This window comes from Novosphingobium sp. 18050, assembly GCF_902706195.1.
Taxonomy (GTDB): domain Bacteria; phylum Pseudomonadota; class Alphaproteobacteria; order Sphingomonadales; family Sphingomonadaceae; genus Novosphingobium.
The window spans coordinates 67,385-84,481 of sequence record NZ_CACSJO010000016.1 but is presented as its reverse complement, the minus strand read 5'-3'; the positions used below and the strand labels follow the sequence as shown (position 1 = coordinate 84,481).

Here is a 17,097-nt window from a genome sequence, read left to right as displayed (position 1 = left end):
TCGTGGGTCTGCCTGAACGAGGTCAGGCAGGAACTGGCGGGAGTTCCATGCATTTGTAGGGGTAATTCGCTGCAAAGGAACTTCGCCGATGGAACGCACCACGCTCGACCCGTTGCTGGACCCCCATGTGGAGAGCGACCCGCTCGTCCGCTCGATGAACCGCGCTCCCGGCAATCCCTGGGGCTGGATCATGGGCTACGGCGTGTTGCTGCTGCTCGTGGCGCTGATCGTGCTGGTCAATCCGCTGGTCGCCGGAGTTGCCACCGGGCTGCTGCTCGGCGTCGTGCTGGTCGTCTACGGCGTGGCCGCCATCGCGGCGGGGTGGACCACGCTTTCCACGCGCGCGCGCTGGACGGAAATCCTGCTCGGCGCCCTCGCGCTGCTGGCGGGCATCTTCGCGATCGTCGACCCGGTGGCGGGCGCATTGTCGCTGGTATGGGCGATCGGCGTGTGGCTGGTGATCGCAGGTGCATTCCAGATCGCCTTTGCCCTCAAGGCCCTTCACGACCGCGGCTGGCGGCTGTTCATGGGTGTGCTGGACGTGGTGCTCGGGCTTGTCCTGCTGTTCTCCGGCCCGGTGGCGGGACTGGCTTTTCTGGCCATGGTCGTCGCGATCAGCCTCACCGTGCGCGCCGTTTTCCTGATCCAGCTAAGTCTCGCGCTTAAGAAAGCCTGACCCGCCGCATTCACCCGGCGTTCATGTTTACAAACGTAGTCGATTACGTATGTAAACGATGGAGGCCGGGATGTCGGACAAGTCTGGCGAAGGGGCTGGCGAACAGCCCGAGAGGATTTCCGAAGCCGAACATACAGTGATGGAAGCGCTGTGGCAGCGCAGCCCGCTCACCGCGCAGGAAGTTTGCGAGGAAGTCTGCGGCCCGCGCGGCTGGAGCCTTGCCACGGTCAAGACGCTGTTGTCGCGGCTCGTGGTGAAGCAGGCAGTCGGCACCGAGCCGGACGGCAAGCGCTTCCTCTACACTCCCCGCATCGCGCGTTCCGACTATGTCGGCACCGAAAGCCGCCGCCTGGTGGACCGCCTGTTCGGCGGGCGGGCGGCACCGCTTTTTGCGCATCTTGCGCAAAGCGAAGCACTCACCGAAGATGACATCACCGAGATCGAAGCCCTGCTGAGGGAGCTGAAGTCATGATCGAATGGCTGACCGATACGCTCGTTGCCACCGGCGCGCTGATGGCGCTCGTGCTTGCCGCCCGTCGCCCGGTGGCGCGCTGGTTCGGACCAGGCGCAGCGTATGCGTTGTGGGCGCTGCCGATGATCCGTTTGGTGCTGCCGCCGCTGGCCCTGCCGCGCGGGTTGCTGCCTTCAATCCGGTTCGGGGTTGAGCCTGTCACCGCCTCGGCTGCCGGGACGCACGTTGCCGCGCCGGTTGAGGCAATTGCTGCCGGGGGCTACGTACCTATCGAGGCTCCCATGAGCGCAGCGCCGCTCGTGGCGGAGCCGGGCCTGCTGGAGCAGGTGCCTTGGACTACGCTGGCCCTGAGCGTCTGGCTGGGCGGCGCAGTGCTTTTCCTGCTCTGGCGGACGGTTACCTATCGCTGGATGCGACGCGACCTGCTGGAAGGCGCGCGTCTGGTGGCGCGCTCAGGCGCGGTGCGTATCGTCGAGAGTCCAGCGATAACCGCGCCGCTGGCATTCGGTGTCACTGACAAGGTAGTGGCGCTGCCGATGGGCTTCCTCGCGGACGAGGACTCCGAGACATCGGACTTCGCCATCGCGCACGAGATGGAGCACCACGCCGGCGGCGATCTGCTGGCGCTGATCGCGATGCAGCCGCTGTTTGCGCTCCACTGGTTCAATCCGCTGGGCTGGGCAGGCTGGCGCGCCGTGCGCTCCGACCAGGAGGCTGCCTGCGATGCGCGGGTCATGCTGGGCCGCAGCCGCGAGGAACGCGCGCGGTATGGCCGCCTTATCGCCTCACTGGCGGGCGGCACCCGCCTTGGGCTTGCAGCGCCGATGGCCGGGCCGCTTTCGGGCGAGAAGCCGATAATCCACCGGCTGAAAGCACTGGCCCGCAAGGACGTGACGCCCGCGCGGCGCGTGCTGGCCCGCAGTCTGTTCGCGCTGGCTGTCGTCGCCGTGCCGGCGACCGCCACAGTCAGCTACGCCGCGATGGATGAGGCCGATGCGCCTGAGGTCCCGGCGATGCCGGCAACTCCTGCAGCGCCGTCTTCCATCAATGCGGAAATGCGCGCGGGCCCCCAGGTTTCGGAAGCTCTTCAAGCACCAAACGTCCCCGAAGAACCGGATGTATCGGCAGCGCCGGCGTGGGGGGATGTCGCAGGCGCGGTGCCTCCTGCTCCCCCGGTTCCGCCTATGCCACCCGTTCCTGGCGCGCCCTCTGCGCCGCCAGCGCCAGTGGCGCCCCGGAACACCATGTCGCAAGAGCACGCTCGCCGCGCCGCCGATGCTGATCGCCGAGCGGCCGACGCTGATCGCCGCGCCGCCGAAGCGATGGCGCGCGCGCCCCAAGTGGAGGAAAGGGTCTCCAGTGATGGAAAGCGCCGCACAATCAGCATCGTGCGCAGCGACGGCTCCGACGCGGGGAAGATCATCCGGCAGATGGTCCTCGACGAGGATTGCCCGGCCGACAGCCACCGCCGCGAGGCGCGCAGCGAAGCCAACGGCACTTCGGCGAGCGTGGTTATCTGCACAGGCGAGCCCAAGGCTGCGAAGCAGACTGCGGTGAATGCGATTCGCAGTGCGCGGGCTTCCATCGCCTCGAACCGCGATCTCGATACTCAGGTGCGGGCGGAGATCCTGTCGGACCTCGACCGCGAACTGGCGGATGCGATGAAAGAAGTGCGCGGTAGCTGATCCGCTACCCTCGTCATTGCGATCATAGCGAAGCACCCCAGGGCAGCATTACGCCGCCCTGGGGTGCTTCGCTATGATCGTAATGACAAATAAAGGGGCCAAAAAAGCAGGTGGACGAACTGTAGGGGACGATCCCGATTGCAGCTAATTCAGGCCCTTCGGCTGTAGCGACTGTCGCCGTTCCAGCGCGCAAGGATCGTTTCCAGTTCGACCGGGTCGAGCAGTTGGTCGAAGGCGCAGCCGACCAGGCCGTTGTCCCACCATACCACTTTGGCAGAAACCGTGTCCTTGCCCGGCAGTGTCAGCCAGCAGTTCGTGCGGGGAGGCACGCGGGTCATTGCGGTTGCGGAGAAGCCGGACAGCGAAAGATCGCGCACTGCCGTCTGGAACCCCTTGGAACCCGAGGGCCTGAGCGATGCGGGGATGGAAATCCGCAGGCGCGGTGCGCTGCGATCTTCCTGGGCAGCTGCCTCGTATCGTTCCTGCTGGGTGTGGACCATGGCGACCTCGCGCTTTCTAGGCACGGTGCGCATTTTCGGCACCGATTCGTCACCATGTGTCCCAGTTTGGGGTTACCTTCGGATTACGATGACTGGTTAACGGTTTCCCGGTGTCCTGTCATAAAGTCCTCTGTCAGCAAGGAAATCAGCCGATCGGCAACCACTTCGGGCGGTTTTACCGACGCCGGCGCCTCGCCGGGATAAGCCCTTGCGCGCATGGCGGTGCGAGTAGCACCGGGATTGACGATAGCGACTCGAATCTTCGAAATCTTGGCCGTTTCCTGTGCGTAGCAGTCCAGCAGAACCTCGAAGGCGGCCTTGGTGGCCCCGTAGGCGCCCCAATAGGCGCGGGGCGCCTGCGCGACCGTGGTGGTCATGCCGATTACGCGGGCGTTGCCGCTCTTGCGTAGCAGGGGGTCGAAGTTGGCGATCAGCGCCTGCGTGGCAAGGACGTTGGTGGTCAGCGCCTTGTTGAAGGCGCGCTGGTCGATGTCCGCAACGCTGGTCAGTTCAGGCAGGATCGCCGCGTTGACGACCATGATGTCGAGCTTGCCCCAGCGCTGCGACAGGGCAGTGGCAAGGCGGGCGATGCCGTCCGGCTCGACGAGATCGACAGGGGCGATCGTGGCCGAACCGCCGGCCTGAAAGATCGCGTCCTCGACTGCTTCGAGCGCCTTGGTGTCGCGCCCGGTCAGCACGACATGCGCGCCCTGAGCAGCCAGGGCGGCGGCCGTGGCCGCGCCGATGCCCCGGCTAGCGCCGGTTACCAGTGCGACCTGTCCTTCGAATGGCTTCTGTGTCACGCGGCGTTCAGCTCCGCCGGGAAACGGTCGGAGAAGTCGGTCAGCTTTGTGGGGTATTCGCCGGTGAAGCAGGCGTCGCAGAACTGCGGGCACTTGTTGGCGCGCTTTTCTTCACCGACCGCGCGGTAAAGCCCGTCGATCGAGACGAAGGCGAGGCTGTCGGCCTTGATGAAGTCGGCCATGGCCTGGGTATCCATGGTTGCGGCCAGCAGCTTCGAACGCTCGGGCGTGTCGACGCCGTAGAAGCATGAGTACTCGGTCGGCGGGCTGGCGATGCGCATGTGCACTTCGGCAGCGCCGGCATCGCGCATCATCTCGACGATCTTCTTGGACGTGGTGCCGCGCACGATCGAGTCGTCGATAAGGACGATCCGCTTGCCTTCCACGATGGCGCGGTTGGCGTTGTGCTTGCGCTTTACGTCGGCATGGCGGGCAGCATCGCCCGGCTGGATGAAGGTCCGGCCCACGTAATGCGAGCGGATGATGCCCAGTTCGAACGGGATGCCCGATTCCTGCGCATAGCCGATGGCGGCGGGGACGCCGCTGTCAGGCACCGGAATGACGACATCTGCGTCCGCGAAGGCTTCCTTGGCCAGCTCGACGCCGATCTGCTTGCGCACCTGATAGACCGAAAGGCCGTCCATCACCGAGTCGGGGCGCGAGAAGTAGACGTGTTCGAAGATGCAGGGGCGCGGCGACGGGTCCCCGAAGGGGCGGTGGCTGGAAATCGTGCCCTTGTGGTCGACCTGGACCAGTTCGCCCGGCTCGATCGAGCGGATGAACTCCGCGCCGACGATGTCGAATGCGACGGTTTCGGAGGCGAACACGGTGGCATCGCCGATGCGGCCCATCACCAGCGGGCGGATGCCCAGCGGATCGCGGCAGGCGATCATGCCTTCCGGGGTCATGCAGATCAGCGAGTAAGCGCCTTCCACCATGCGCAGCGCATCGACAAAGCGGTCGAGCAGCGTGGGGTAGCGGCTGGTCGCGACGAGGTGGATGATGACTTCGGTGTCCGAGGTCGACTGGAAGATCGACCCCTTCGACACAAGGTCATGCTTCAGCGTCATCGCGTTGGAAATGTTGCCGTTATGCGCGATGGCAAAGCCGCCCGCGGCAAGGTCGGCGAACAGCGGCTGGACGTTGCGCAGGCCCGATCCGCCGGTGGTGGCGTAGCGCACATGGCCCGAGGCCATGTTGCCGGGCAGGGTGTCCAGCTCCTTCTGGCTGAACACTTGCGCCACGTGGCCGATGCCTCGGTGCGAGTGGAACTCGTCGCCCGAGAAGCTGGTGATGCCCACCGCCTCCTGGCCGCGATGCTGAAGGGAATGGAGTCCGGCAGCGGTGATGGCCGCTGATTCTTTGGCTCCGATAACGCCGAAAATGCCGCACTCTTCGCGCAGCTTGTCCCCGTCCGAATCGAGAAAGGGATGAGTAATGTTCATGGATTTATGTCCAGCCCGCTGGCGCGTCATAACGCCCGCGCATTTGGCTGCGATTGTCGGCAAAAGCAAGGGGGAAGGGCACGACATGCAGCGGAACGCGTGATCCGGCGGGTTCCTGGGCCGTGCTTGTGACGCGGCGATGACAGGTGAGCGGGCGAATCGTTTGGACGGAGATGCCTGGACAAAGCCTCTGCTCAGCCGGACGGGGCCGGGTGGGGCGGCGCAGAGTCCTTATAGTATGTAGTATGCGGTGCGGGTTTTTCCGTGCCATGCTGCGTTCAGGTGTGGAACCTTACCCGGTCTCACTCGTCCTCAGCATGACGATGGGTGCTGGCGGGCACCGGGTTTTCCCGTGCCCCGGTTTTCTCGCCGTGCTTGCCAGCCTGTTCCCGCAACTCTAATGCCGCCCTACCTCCCAGATCACAGACGGACCCGTCGCTTGATCCTATCCCCTTTCGAATGGACTATCGCCAAGCGCTACATGCTGCCGGGCAAGGGCGAGCGCTTCATTGCGCTGGTCGCCGGTATCAGCCTTGTCGCGGTGGCGCTGGGCGTCGCCGCGCTGGTGATCGTCATGAGCGTGATGAACGGTTTCCGCGCGGAACTGTTCGACAAGATCGTCAATCTCAACGGCCATGCCATCATCCAGGCCTACGGTGGCCGGCTCGATGACTGGGAGCGCGTGCTCAAGGATGTGCGCGCCACCAAGGGCGTGGTCAGAGCCTCGCCGCTGATCGAGCAGCCGCTGCTGGCCAGCTTCAACGGCCGCGTCGAGGCGATCCTGGTACGCGGCAACACCGCCGAGGACATCGGACGTATCCAGGATAAGGTGAAAGCCGGAAGTCTGGCCGAACTCAAGCCCGGCAGCGACAATGTGGCGATCGGCAAGCAGCTTGCCCAGAACCTTGGCGCGCAAGTGGGCGACGTGATCACCATCATCAACCCGCAGGGGCGTTCCACCCCCTTCGGCACGGTGCCGCGCCAGATCGCCTACAAGGTGTCGGCGGTCTTCGAGATCGGCGTCTATGACTATGACAACGCCTTCGTGGTGATGCCGATGAAGGATGCGCAGACGCTTTTGCTGAGCGGCGATTCGATCGGTACGATCGAAGTGACCACCAACGATCCCGACAACGTAGGCACTATCCTCGCTCCCCTGACGCGTCAGCTACAGGGCAGGGCCGTAGTCACCGACTGGAAGACCATCAATGCCTCGCTGTTCGAGGCGCTGGCGGTGGAGCGGGTGGCGATGTTCGTGGTGCTTTCGATCATCGTGCTGGTGGCGGTGTTCAACATTCTGTCCTCGCTCATCATGCTGGTGCGCGCCAAGACCCGCGACATCGCGATCCTGCGCACGATGGGGGCCACGCGCCGCTCGCTGCTGAAGGTCTTCGTGACGGCGGGCTTCTGTATCGGCGCGATGGGGACGCTGGTGGGCCTCGCGCTCGGCTTCGTGTTCCTGTTCTTCCGCCAGCCGATCGTCCATGCGGTGGAGATCGTCACGGGCCAGAACCTGTGGGATCCCTCGATCCGCTTCCTGACAGAGCTGCCCTCGCGCTCCGACCCTGTCGAGATCATCACGATCTGCGGTATGGCGCTGGTGTTCAGCTTCCTTGCCACGCTCTACCCGGCCTACAGGGCGGCGAGCACCGATCCCGTGCAGGTGCTGCGTTATGAGTGAAACCATCGTTGCTTCCTCGACTGCGCCGGTGGCGCATCTCACCGAAGTTACCCGCAGTTTCGAGCAGGGCGGGGTGCGTATCGACGTGCTGCGCGGCGTGAACCTGACAGTGCGCCCCGGCGAGATCGTCGGCCTGCTTGGGCCATCCGGCTCGGGCAAGTCGACCATGCTGCAGGCAATCGGCCTGCTGGAAGGCGGCTTCGGCGGCAAGATCGAGATCGCCGGGATCGACGCCAGCAAGCTGGGCAAGGACCAGCGCGCTGCCGTGCGCCGCGATCACATTGGTTTCGTCTACCAGTTCCATCACCTGCTGCCGGACTTCAACGCGATCGAGAACGTTGTCCTGCCGCAGCTCATCACCGGCAGGCCCAGGGGTGAGTGTGACGAGCGGGCGCGTGAACTGCTGACCGCGCTGGGCCTCGGCCAGCGTCTGGAACACCGTCCCAGCAAGCTCTCGGGCGGCGAGCAGCAGCGCGTCGCAGTGGCGCGTGCGCTGGCCAACCGCCCCCATCTGGTGCTGGCCGACGAGCCGACCGGCAACCTCGACGAGGCGACCGCCGACAAGGTTTTCGCCCAGTTCCTCGCGCTTGTGCGGGGGGAGGGCAGCGCTGCGCTGGTGGCCACCCACAACGAACGGCTGGCCGCAGCAATGGACCGCGTGGTGCGTCTGCACGATGGTGTGCTGACATAGAGGGGCCGCGCAGGATTGTCGCGGAACCAGCGTTGACCTCGGGATTTTCTGTTCCCACATCGAATGTGTCAGTTTGAACAGAAAAGAAGGTCAGCGCCCATGAGCGACACCCCCTCCACCATCGAGACCAGCACCGGCCCGGCTAAGGGCTTTGGCTGGGACGATTCCGCTGAGCTTCACAAGTGCGAGGATGGCGGCGGTCTGTTCCACCGGTTCAAGACCATCCGGCGCGGCACGGTGGCCGAACTGATCCGTTTTGTCCTCGGCATGCCGGAGGAGCGACAGGACGATTATGCCATCCAGAAGGACGGCGACCACACATTCCGCATCGGCGAGATACGCAGGCTGTCGCGCCGCGCCGACTTCCCTCTGGCGTGATGGCCGTGGGTGTGAAGGCAAATCCGCAGACCATCGCCGACTTCACCGCCGTCCTGCCGAATGGCGAGACGGTGAGCCTTGCCGATCGCCTCGGCAAGGTGGTGCTGGTGGTCAACACCGCCAGCAAGTGCGGCTTCACTCCGCAGTACAGTGGTCTGGAGGAACTCTGGCAGAATTACCGTGAGCGTGGCTTCGAGGTGATGGCCTTCCCGTGTAACCAGTTCGGCGGGCAGGAGCCGGGAGAAGCTGACGAGATCGCCGCATTCTGCGAAGTGAATTTCGGCCTGTCGTTCCCGCTGATGGGCAAAGTCGAAGTCAACGGAGCCGGCACTGCGCCGCTCTACGAATGGCTGAAGGCGCAGGCGCCCGGACTGCTGGGGTCGAAGTCGATCAAATGGAATTTCACCAAGTTTCTCATCGACCGCGAAGGCAAGGTGGTCCGCCGCTATGCGCCCACCGACAAGCCGGCCGCGATGGCCCGCGATATCGAGGCGCTGCTCTAGCGCATTCGTCACCGGGAGCCTGTCCGGCTCTTAGTACGTCCGCGATGGATCGATACGGCGGGCGTTTCGGTCGACCCACGGCGTTCCCGCTTCCCCTCTCGGAGTCATCCCAAGATGCAGCGTCTGCGTTTTTCCTCGGCTCTTGCCGCCTCCGCGCTGGTATCGATCGCGCTTGCCTCGGCCGCCTGTGTGCCGGTGCTGGCAAAGGACCCCATCGCCGAGACGAAGACCGGCAAGGTCTCTGGCGTGATGGAGGAAGGCGTTATCAGCTGGAAGGGTATTCCCTTCGCCGCGCCGCCGGTGGGCGAGTTGCGCTGGCGGGCGCCGCAGCCGGCAGCGGCGTGGCAGGGCGTGCGCGCCGCCACCGCCTATGCGCATGACTGCATGCAAAAGCCGTTCCCCAGCGACGCCGCCCCGCTGGGCACCCCGCCGGCTGAGGATTGTCTCTACTTAAACGTCTGGAAGCCGGCCCATGCGACTGGCACGGCCAAAGGCAAGCTGCCGGTCGTCCTGTGGGTTTACGGTGGCGGCTTCGTGAATGGGGGGTCTTCTCCGCCGACTTATTCGGGCAGGGAACTCGCCGAAAAGGGCGTTGTCGTGGTCAGCTTCAACTACCGCCTCGGCCGTTTCGGGACGTTCGCCCATCCGCAGCTGAGCGCAAAGGATGCCGACGGCGGGATGCTGGGCAACTACGGCACGCTCGATCAGGTCGCCGCGCTCAAATGGGTGCATGACAACATCGCGGCTTTCGGCGGGGACCCCGGCAACGTTACCCTGATGGGCGAAAGCGCGGGCGGATTTTCGGTGCACATGCTGCTGACGTCGCCGCTGAGCCAGGGTCTGTTCCACCGGGCGGTCATCATGTCTGGCGGCAATGGCGACATGTTCGGCAAGGATGACATGGCGCAGGCCGAAAAATCCGGACAGGACTTCGCTGCCGCGCAGGGCATTGCGGCGGACGATCCTCGGGCGCTGGCGAAACTGCGTGCCTTGCCAGCGGAAAAGGTGGTCGACGGGCTTAATCTGGCAGCGCTGTTCGCTTCGCCGCGGCCGGCGTTCTCTTCGCCTTTCGCGGACGGCCGTATCGCGGTGGACATGCAGAAGGCCTATGCCGACGGAAAATTCAACAAGATCCCGGTCATGGTCGGTGCGACCAGCGATGATATCGGCGGCGCGGACGGCATGATGATCAAGGGTGCACGTGACGTCGCGGCGACGCTGACGAAGGCCGGTGTGCCTGTCTATGCCTATCGCTTCTCCTACGTGGCATCCTCGCTAAAGGCGAAGGGCGCGGGCCATGCCTCGGACATTCCGTTCTTCTTCGATACACAGGCTATCAAATACGCGGACACCACTACCGCACGCGATAATCATGTGGGTGAGATGATCAGCGACGCAGTTGTCGCTTTCGCGAAGAAGGGCGATCCGAACGGCGGGGTACTGCCGTTATGGCCGCGCTACGACGGCGCAAAGGACGAGATCATGGACTTCGCCGCCGACGGCGAGGCGCGGGTCGGGCGCGATCCGCTCACCCGCAAGCCCTGAAGGTGCGCCAAATGGAGGGGAGGGCGGGGCTATCCCCTGCCTTTTCCCCCGCGCGCTCTTGATCCCGCCCATGCCCAATGCCTAAATTTGGGCGATGGCCCATTCTCCCTTCGTACCGCTTCGCATCTTTTCCAGCTTCACCATGCTGGACGGCGCGATCGAGCCGAAGGCGATCGCCAAACTGGCCAAGGAGCGCAAGTTTCCCGCCGCCGCTATCTGCGATCGTAACGGTCTCTACGGCGCCCCGATCTTCGCGGGAGCGTGCAAGAGCGCGGGCGTGCAGCCGATCGTCGGCGCGTTCCTCGCCGTCGCCCGTCCCGGCGCTCAGGCGCAGGGGCAGGAACTGCCGATCGACTGGCTGGCCCTGTTCGCGCAGAACGAAGCGGGCTGGCTCAACTTGTGCCATCACGTCAGCCGCGCACACCTCAGCCGTCCGCTGGAACTGGACCCCCATGTCCAGCTCGAATCGCTGCGCGGTTACACCGACGGTTTGATCTGTCTTTCCGGCGGCAACGAAGGCGCGCTGGCGCGGCTTTTCGCGGGCGGCAAGTATGACGCTGCGGAAAGCTATTGCGACACGTTGCAGTCGCTGTTCGGTGATCGTCTTTACATCGAGATCACCCGCACCGGCGAGCCTGAGGAGGACGAGAGCGAGGAGGAGCTGATCGCGCTCGCCTACAGCCGCGATATCCCGCTGGTCGCCTCCAACCCGGCGCAGTACCCGGAAAAGACCTTCCACGCCGCGCATGACGCGCTGCTGTGCATCGCCAACTCCACCCAGATCGACGCCGGCGACCGCCCGCGCTCCTCGTCCGAGCGCTGGGTCAAGCCGATGCCGGTCATGCAGGAACTGTTTGCCGACCTGCCCGAGGCGCTGGCCAATACCCTCGTCGTTGCGCAGCGCTGCGCCTATGCGCCGCCCAAGCGCAAGCCGCTGCTGCCCAGCCTCGCCGGTGACCGCGAGGGTGAGGCACGGATGCTCGCCGACGATTCGCGCCTCGGCCTTGCCGTGCGTCTGGCGCCGTACTGGCCCGATGTAACCGTCGACGAACTCGACCAGGCCATGGCCCTCAAGGGCGACGAGCGCCGCGCCGCCTACGAAGGATTGCGCGAAAAAGGCGTCACCGAAGACTTCCTCGAATACGCCGACCGCCTCGATTTCGAGGTCGGTATCATCGTCGGCATGGGCTTCCCCGGCTACTTCCTGATCGTTGCCGACTTCATCAAGTGGTCGAACGACAACGGCATTCCCGTGGGTCCGGGGCGTGGTTCGGGCGCCGGCTCGCTGGTGGCATGGGCCTTGACCATCACCGGGCTAGATCCGCTCAAGCTGGGCCTGCTGTTCGAACGCTTCCTCAACCCGGAACGCGTCTCGATGCCTGACTTCGACATCGACTTCTGCGAAACCCGCCGCGGTGAGGTGATCCGCTACGTTCAGGCCAAGTACGGCGAGGACCACGTCGCCCAGATCATCACCTTCGGCAAGATGAAGGCCCGCGCGGTTCTGCGCGATTGCGGGCGCATCTTGCAGATGGGCTACGGCAAGGTCGACAGCCTGTGCAAGATGGTGCCCAACCATCCGACCGACCCCTGGACGCTGACCGAGACTATCAACGGGCGAAAGCAGCACGGCGTCACCAAGGACGGCCCGGTTCCGGAATTCCGCCGCGAATACGACAACGACGCCGAAGTGCGGCGGCTGGTCGATCTGGCGGTGCAGCTGGAAGGCCTGCCGCGCAACTCCTCCACCCACGCAGCGGGCGTCGTCATCGGTGACCGTCCGCTGGCGCAGCTTGTGCCGCTCTACCGCGATCCGCGCTCCGACATGCCGGTGACGCAGTTCGACATGAAATATGTCGAGGACACGGGCCTCGTCAAATTCGACTTCCTCGGCCTCAAGACGCTGTCGGTGCTGCACAAGGCGGGCGAATTGCTCCAGCGGCGCGGCATCACGATCAACCTTTCGACGCTGGGCTGGGACGATCCTGCGGTTTACGAACTGCTCAAGCGCGGTGACACCGTGGGCGTGTTCCAGTTGGAATCGGAAGGTATGCGCCGCACGCTGTCGGCGGTGAAGCCGACCAACTTCGGCGACATCATCGCGCTCGTTTCGCTCTACCGTCCGGGCCCGATGGACAACATCCCGCTGTTCGGCCAGCGCAAGAACGGCCTCGCCGCGATCGAGTATCCGCACGAGAAGCTCTCGGTGATCCTGGGGGAAACCTACGGGATTTTCGTTTATCAGGAGCAGGTCATGCAGGCCGCGCAGATCCTGGCGGGCTACTCGCTGGGCGACGCCGACCTTCTGCGCCGCGCCATGGGCAAGAAAGTCCAGGCCGAGATGGACGCGCAGCGCCTGCGCTTCGTCGAGGGCTGCAAGCGCGAATCCGGCATCGAAGCGGCCAAGGCCAACGAACTGTTCGACTTGATCGACAAGTTCGCCGGCTATGGCTTCAACAAATCGCACGCCGCCGCCTATGCGCTGCTTGCCTATCACACCGCCTGGTTCAAGGCGCATTACCCGCACGAATTCTACGCCGCCGCCATGTGCTTCGACATGCACCAGTCTGAAAAGCTGGCGATCTTCGTCGACGACGCGCGCCGCAATGGCATCGAACTGGCACCGCCCGACATCAACCGTTCGGAAGCGGAATTCATCGTCGAGGAAACCGCCGAAAGCCACGCGGTGCGCTATGCGCTGGCGGGCATTCGCAACGTCGGCGAAAAGGCGATGGACGCCATCGTCGCCGAGCGCGTGGCCAATGGCCCGTTCGTCAGCCTGGATGACGTGTTCCGGCGCGCGCCTGCCGGATCGATGAACCGCCGCCAGCTTGAAAGCCTCGGCGCGGCGGGCGGTTTCGATACGCTGGAGCCGAACCGCGCCAAAGTCCTCGCCAACGCGGACACCCTGCTGGCCGAGGCCGACCGCTCCTCCCGCGAACGCAATTCCACGCAGGCCGCGCTGTTCGGCGGCGATGACCATGCCGAACAGGGGCTGCGCCTTGTCGAAGCGGAACCCTGGAGCCGCATTGACCAGATGGCGAAGGAGCGCGAGAATTTCGGCTTCTACTTCGCCGCCCACCCGGTCGAGCAATACCGCGTGGTCGCCAGCGGCAACGGCGCGCGCACGTATTCCAGCCTGATGGCGGGCGGCGGCGGAGGCGGGCGCACCGGCGCGGTCATGGCGGCGATGGTGGAGAGCGTGCAGCGGCGCAAGACCAAGCGCGGCAAGGACTTCGTCATGGCCGATTTCTCGGACCAGTCGGGCAATTTCTCGGCCTCGTGCTTCGAGGAAAGCCTGGTCGAGAACTTTGTGAAGTGGGCCAAGGAAGGCACCTGCATCCTGCTCAACGTCGAGCTGGATTCGCCCAGTGTGGACGAGCCTCCGCGCGTTACGGTGCGCGGCGGGCGCCCTCTGGCGGAAGTAAAGGCCGATGCGCGGATGCTGCTGAAGCTCGATATCGACCGGGTCGAGGCAGTGCAGGAACTGGCGCTGCTGATGCGCCCCGGCCCCAAGGGCAGCGGCGAGGTGATTGCGACCCTGCATCTGGGAAATGGCCGCGAGCAGAAAGTACGCCTCGGTCGCGATTTTGCGCTGGATGGCGACTTTGCCGAACAATTGCAGAGCGTAACGGGCATATCGGGCATCGAGTTGACCGCGCGGCGCGGTCCTGAACGAGTGCCGATGGCTGCCTGACGCGGGTAGATCTCACGTTACTTTCCGCGCTAGCAGTGTCGCGCAGAGGTCCGCGGCAGCATGGAAACAGTGCGGCTTGGCTCGCCCAGTCTGCGGTCACTGATAATGGGCGCGACTTTACGAAGTAAACGGTTTGCTCCATCTGGCCGTGCTTCGCCCCGTCTTGTCCTTATTTTACATTCTTTTGCTGGAATAGCGCAAAAGTGCGCATAACTTGCCGGGACAGGAGAACGCTGCGATGCTGGGTGGGATGCAGGATTGGGAGCTGCGCGTCTCTGGTCTGATCGATCATGCCGCGCGGGCGCATCCTGAGCGTGAGATCGTCAGCCACTGGGCGGACGGCACCCAGACGCGGACCAACTGGCGTGACCTGCGCCGCGATGCGCTGCGCATGGTGCAGGCGCTGCGGCGGCTGGATATCTACGCTGGCGCGCGCGTCGCCACCCTGGCGATGAACCATTCACACCATCTTGCAAGCTGGTTCGGCATCACCGGCGCGGGCTGCGTGCTGCACACCATCAACCCGCGCCTGTTCGACGATCAGCTCGAATATATCGTCAATCACGCCGGCGACCGCGTACTGATCTACGATGCCCAGTTCCAGTCCATCGTCGACCGCATGCGCGCGCGCTGGCCGACGATCGAGCACTACATATGCTTCGACGATGCTCGCCATGCCGTGGCCTTCGCAGACTTGATCGCGGCCGAGGACGGCGATGCGGTGTGGGGCATGGGCGACGAGCGGGCGCCATGTATGCTGTGCTATACCAGCGGCACGACCGGCGATCCGAAGGGGGTGCTTTATTCGCACCGCTCAAACGTGCTGCATACGCTGGCGATGATCCAGCCGGCATGCCTGGCGATCGAACCGCGCTCCTGCGTGTTGCCGGTGGTGCCGATGTTCCACGCCAACAACTGGGGCCTGCCCTGGGCCTGCGCCGCGACGGGCGCGAAGATGGTTTATAGCCAAGTCAACGAACCTACCGTCCTCTGCGACCTGATCGCGGATGAGAAAGTCACCCATGTCGGCGGTGTGCCCACCGTCTGGTTTGCGATGTTCGAGCATCTCGACAGGACCGGACGCGCGATGCCGCCGTTCCGGCTGGCGCTTTCGGGCGGCTCGGCCGTGCCGTCCAGCGTGGTCGAGCGGTTGATGCGCGCGGGCGTGCGCGTAGTGCAGGCCTGGGGCATGACCGAGACTTCGCCGATCGCCACCGTCACTTACGAGCCGCCCGAATGGGATGAGATGACCTTCGAGCAGCAGGTCGAATGCAAGAGCCGTCAGGGCCGCCCGGTCTACGGCAGCGAAGTGCGCGTGATGTCGCTGGCCGACCCCAGATGCGAGGCTGCGCACGACGGCAAGACGAGCGGCCCGCTACAGGTGCGCGGCCCCTGGACGATCAAGCGCTACTTTGAGGCAGAGGAAGACGTGGTCGGTCCCGGCGACTGGTTCGATACCGGCGATGTCGCGGTTATCTCACCTGATGGCACGGTGCGGCTGACCGACCGGACCAAAGACCTCATCAAGTCGGGTGGAGAGTGGATCAGTTCGGTCGATCTGGAAAACGCTGCCATCGGCCATCCCGAAGTTCTGGAAGCGGCGGCGATCGGAATATTTCATCCCCGCTGGGACGAGCGACCGCTGCTGGTTGTCGTAAAGAAACCGGACACCGCGCTTTCGGCCGAAACCCTGCGCCATTACCTCGCTGCGCGGGTCGCCAAGTGGTGGGTGCCCGATGCGATCGAGTTCGTCGCCTCGCTGCCCCACACCGGCTCCGGCAAGATCAGCAAGAAAGACCTGCGTGTTCAGTTTCGCGATTATCGTCTGGACTGATCCATCGCTCTCACTTGTTGGTGTTAACCGCGTTTTCAGCAGCATTGCCGACCTTGGTGGCGGCATTGCCGACATCGCTCGCCGCGTCGGCAATGGCGTTGTCGCGGGCGTTCTCGCTTGAGGTCTTGCTGAAAAGATAGATGCCGCCGACCACGACGATGAGCAGGATCAGCGCCATGATGATGCCGATGCCGCTGCTGGAGCGCGGGGCTTCGTGAATGATCGTGGTGTGCGTCGCGGGGGCTTCCGACTGGCGCGCGGTTTCGCTGGTTTCGTCGGCCATGTATGGGCTCCTGTCCGTTATCTCGTTACCAACGGAACGCGCGTGCGGCGAAGCGGTTGCCGCGCGCAGGAAGCAGGGCTCAGCGGTCGCGGTAGCGGGGCGGGCGCTTCTCGCGGAAGGCGGCGACGCCTTCGGAAAAATCCTCGCTCATCAGAAGCATCACTTGCTGGCGGTCTTCCACCGCCATGGCATCCGCCAGCGAGCGCGCATCCAGGTTGCGGTTCAGCGCGTCCTTGCTGAGCCTGAGGCCCATCGGTGCGTTCGCGATCATCTCCCGCGCCAGCGCGAGGCCGGTTTCGAGCAGGTCTTCAGGCGCGGCGATCTGGCTCAGGAGGCCGCAGGAAAGCGCTTTGTCCGCCGTCATGAACCGTCCGGTGAGGATATATTCCGAAGCGATGGAAGCTCCGACGAGGCGCGGGAGAAAGTAGCTGCAGCCAAGGTCGCAACCGCCAAGACCAACCTTGATGTAGGCCGCATTCATCCTGAGGTCGGGCGCTGCGTACCGCACGTCGCTTGCGAGAAGCAGCGAAAAGCCGGCCCCGCAAGCTGCCCCGTGACCAAGAGCGACGATAGGCTGGGGGCAGGCGCGCATCGCCTCCAGAACGCCGGCGACCGCGCGTTGAAGGCGCCAGTAATGCTGCACCTCACCGCGCGCGCCGTCATTTTGCCAGCCGCCAAGGTCGAGCCCGGCGCAGAAGGCGCGGCCTTCGGCGCGAATGATCACCACGCGCACGTCGAGCCGCTCGGCAAGGCCCGTGAAATAGCCGCGCAGAGCGAAGGTCAGCGCCTCGTCGAAGGTGTTGAGCGCTTCCGGGCGATTGAGCGAGACGATCTCGATGGCGCCGCGCGATTCGATCAGGATCGGGTCGTCGGCCATGCGCGTTCCTTGCCTCCGGTTGCGGGC

The 17,097-nt window shown here is 64.7% G+C and carries 15 protein-coding genes; 10 read left to right on the top strand and 5 right to left on the bottom strand.

The annotated features are described in order from the left end of the window. Window positions 1-88: 88 nt before the first annotated feature. From GVL61_RS15900 to GVL61_RS15890, 3 genes are all read left to right on the top strand, one after another. A complete protein-coding gene (locus GVL61_RS15900; protein WP_159981640.1) occupies window positions 89-676 on the top strand; it encodes a DUF308 domain-containing protein in 588 nt (195 codons plus the stop codon). Window positions 677-746: 70 nt separating this feature from the next. After that, window positions 747-1,148, top strand: coding sequence for a BlaI/MecI/CopY family transcriptional regulator (locus GVL61_RS15895; protein ID WP_200844816.1), 402 nt, complete (start codon window positions 747-749; stop codon window positions 1,146-1,148). Then, window positions 1,145-2,833: a M56 family metallopeptidase gene (locus GVL61_RS15890; protein ID WP_159981638.1), complete on the top strand. Its 1,689-nt coding sequence runs from the start codon at window positions 1,145-1,147 to the stop codon at window positions 2,831-2,833. The genes GVL61_RS15895 and GVL61_RS15890 overlap by 4 nt, the downstream gene beginning before the upstream one ends. Window positions 2,834-2,982: 149 nt before the next feature. Here GVL61_RS15890 and GVL61_RS15885 read toward each other — a convergent pair whose 3' ends face one another. The 3 genes from GVL61_RS15885 to purF all read right to left on the bottom strand — a co-directional run bounded on the left by GVL61_RS15885 (window position 2,983) and on the right by purF (window position 5,581). Continuing rightward, on the bottom strand, window positions 2,983-3,333 hold the full coding sequence (locus GVL61_RS15885; RefSeq protein ID WP_159981680.1) for a PilZ domain-containing protein: 351 nt from the start codon (window positions 3,331-3,333) through the stop codon (window positions 2,983-2,985). Window positions 3,334-3,416: 83 nt separating this feature from the next. Continuing rightward, complete coding sequence (locus GVL61_RS15880) at window positions 3,417-4,136, bottom strand: SDR family NAD(P)-dependent oxidoreductase (RefSeq protein ID WP_159981637.1); 720 nt, start codon at window positions 4,134-4,136, stop codon at window positions 3,417-3,419. Beyond that, on the bottom strand, window positions 4,133-5,581 hold the full coding sequence (gene purF, locus GVL61_RS15875) for an amidophosphoribosyltransferase (protein ID WP_159981636.1): 1,449 nt from the start codon (window positions 5,579-5,581) through the stop codon (window positions 4,133-4,135). The genes GVL61_RS15880 and purF overlap by 4 nt, the downstream gene beginning before the upstream one ends. 439 nt (window positions 5,582-6,020) lie before the next feature. On the opposite strand from purF, the gene GVL61_RS15870 reads away from it, so the two are divergent. The 7 genes from GVL61_RS15870 to GVL61_RS15840 all read left to right on the top strand — a co-directional run bounded on the left by GVL61_RS15870 (window position 6,021) and on the right by GVL61_RS15840 (window position 15,910). Further along, window positions 6,021-7,262 carry a lipoprotein-releasing ABC transporter permease subunit gene (locus tag GVL61_RS15870; protein ID WP_159981635.1) on the top strand — a complete coding sequence of 414 codons (1,242 nt, stop codon included), beginning with the start codon at window positions 6,021-6,023 and terminating at the stop codon, window positions 7,260-7,262. Beyond that, complete coding sequence (locus GVL61_RS15865; protein ID WP_159981634.1) at window positions 7,255-7,953, top strand: ABC transporter ATP-binding protein; 699 nt, start codon at window positions 7,255-7,257, stop codon at window positions 7,951-7,953. The genes GVL61_RS15870 and GVL61_RS15865 overlap by 8 nt, the downstream gene beginning before the upstream one ends. Window positions 7,954-8,052: 99 nt before the next feature. Further along, a complete protein-coding gene (locus GVL61_RS15860; RefSeq protein ID WP_159981633.1) occupies window positions 8,053-8,331 on the top strand; it encodes a hypothetical protein in 279 nt (92 codons plus the stop codon). Window positions 8,332-8,342: 11 nt separating this feature from the next. Continuing rightward, on the top strand, window positions 8,343-8,834 hold the full coding sequence (locus GVL61_RS15855; RefSeq protein ID WP_235037732.1) for a glutathione peroxidase: 492 nt from the start codon (window positions 8,343-8,345) through the stop codon (window positions 8,832-8,834). Between the two features lie 114 nt (window positions 8,835-8,948). Continuing rightward, window positions 8,949-10,379: a carboxylesterase/lipase family protein gene (locus GVL61_RS15850; protein ID WP_159981631.1), complete on the top strand. Its 1,431-nt coding sequence runs from the start codon at window positions 8,949-8,951 to the stop codon at window positions 10,377-10,379. Window positions 10,380-10,473: 94 nt separating this feature from the next. Continuing rightward, a complete protein-coding gene (gene dnaE / locus GVL61_RS15845) occupies window positions 10,474-14,076 on the top strand; it encodes a DNA polymerase III subunit alpha (protein WP_159981630.1) in 3,603 nt (1,200 codons plus the stop codon). A 238-nt stretch (window positions 14,077-14,314) separates the two neighbouring features. Next, a complete protein-coding gene (locus GVL61_RS15840) occupies window positions 14,315-15,910 on the top strand; it encodes a long-chain fatty acid--CoA ligase (RefSeq protein WP_159981629.1) in 1,596 nt (531 codons plus the stop codon). Between the two features lie 10 nt (window positions 15,911-15,920). On the opposite strand, the gene GVL61_RS15835 is transcribed toward GVL61_RS15840, so the two are convergent. Then, window positions 15,921-16,193 carry a hypothetical protein gene (locus GVL61_RS15835; RefSeq protein ID WP_159981628.1) on the bottom strand — a complete coding sequence of 91 codons (273 nt, stop codon included), beginning with the start codon at window positions 16,191-16,193 and terminating at the stop codon, window positions 15,921-15,923. A 79-nt stretch (window positions 16,194-16,272) separates the two neighbouring features. Next, window positions 16,273-17,070, bottom strand: a complete 798-nt coding sequence (locus GVL61_RS15830; protein ID WP_159981627.1) for an enoyl-CoA hydratase/isomerase family protein — start codon at window positions 17,068-17,070, stop codon at window positions 16,273-16,275. Window positions 17,071-17,097 lie beyond the last annotated feature (27 nt).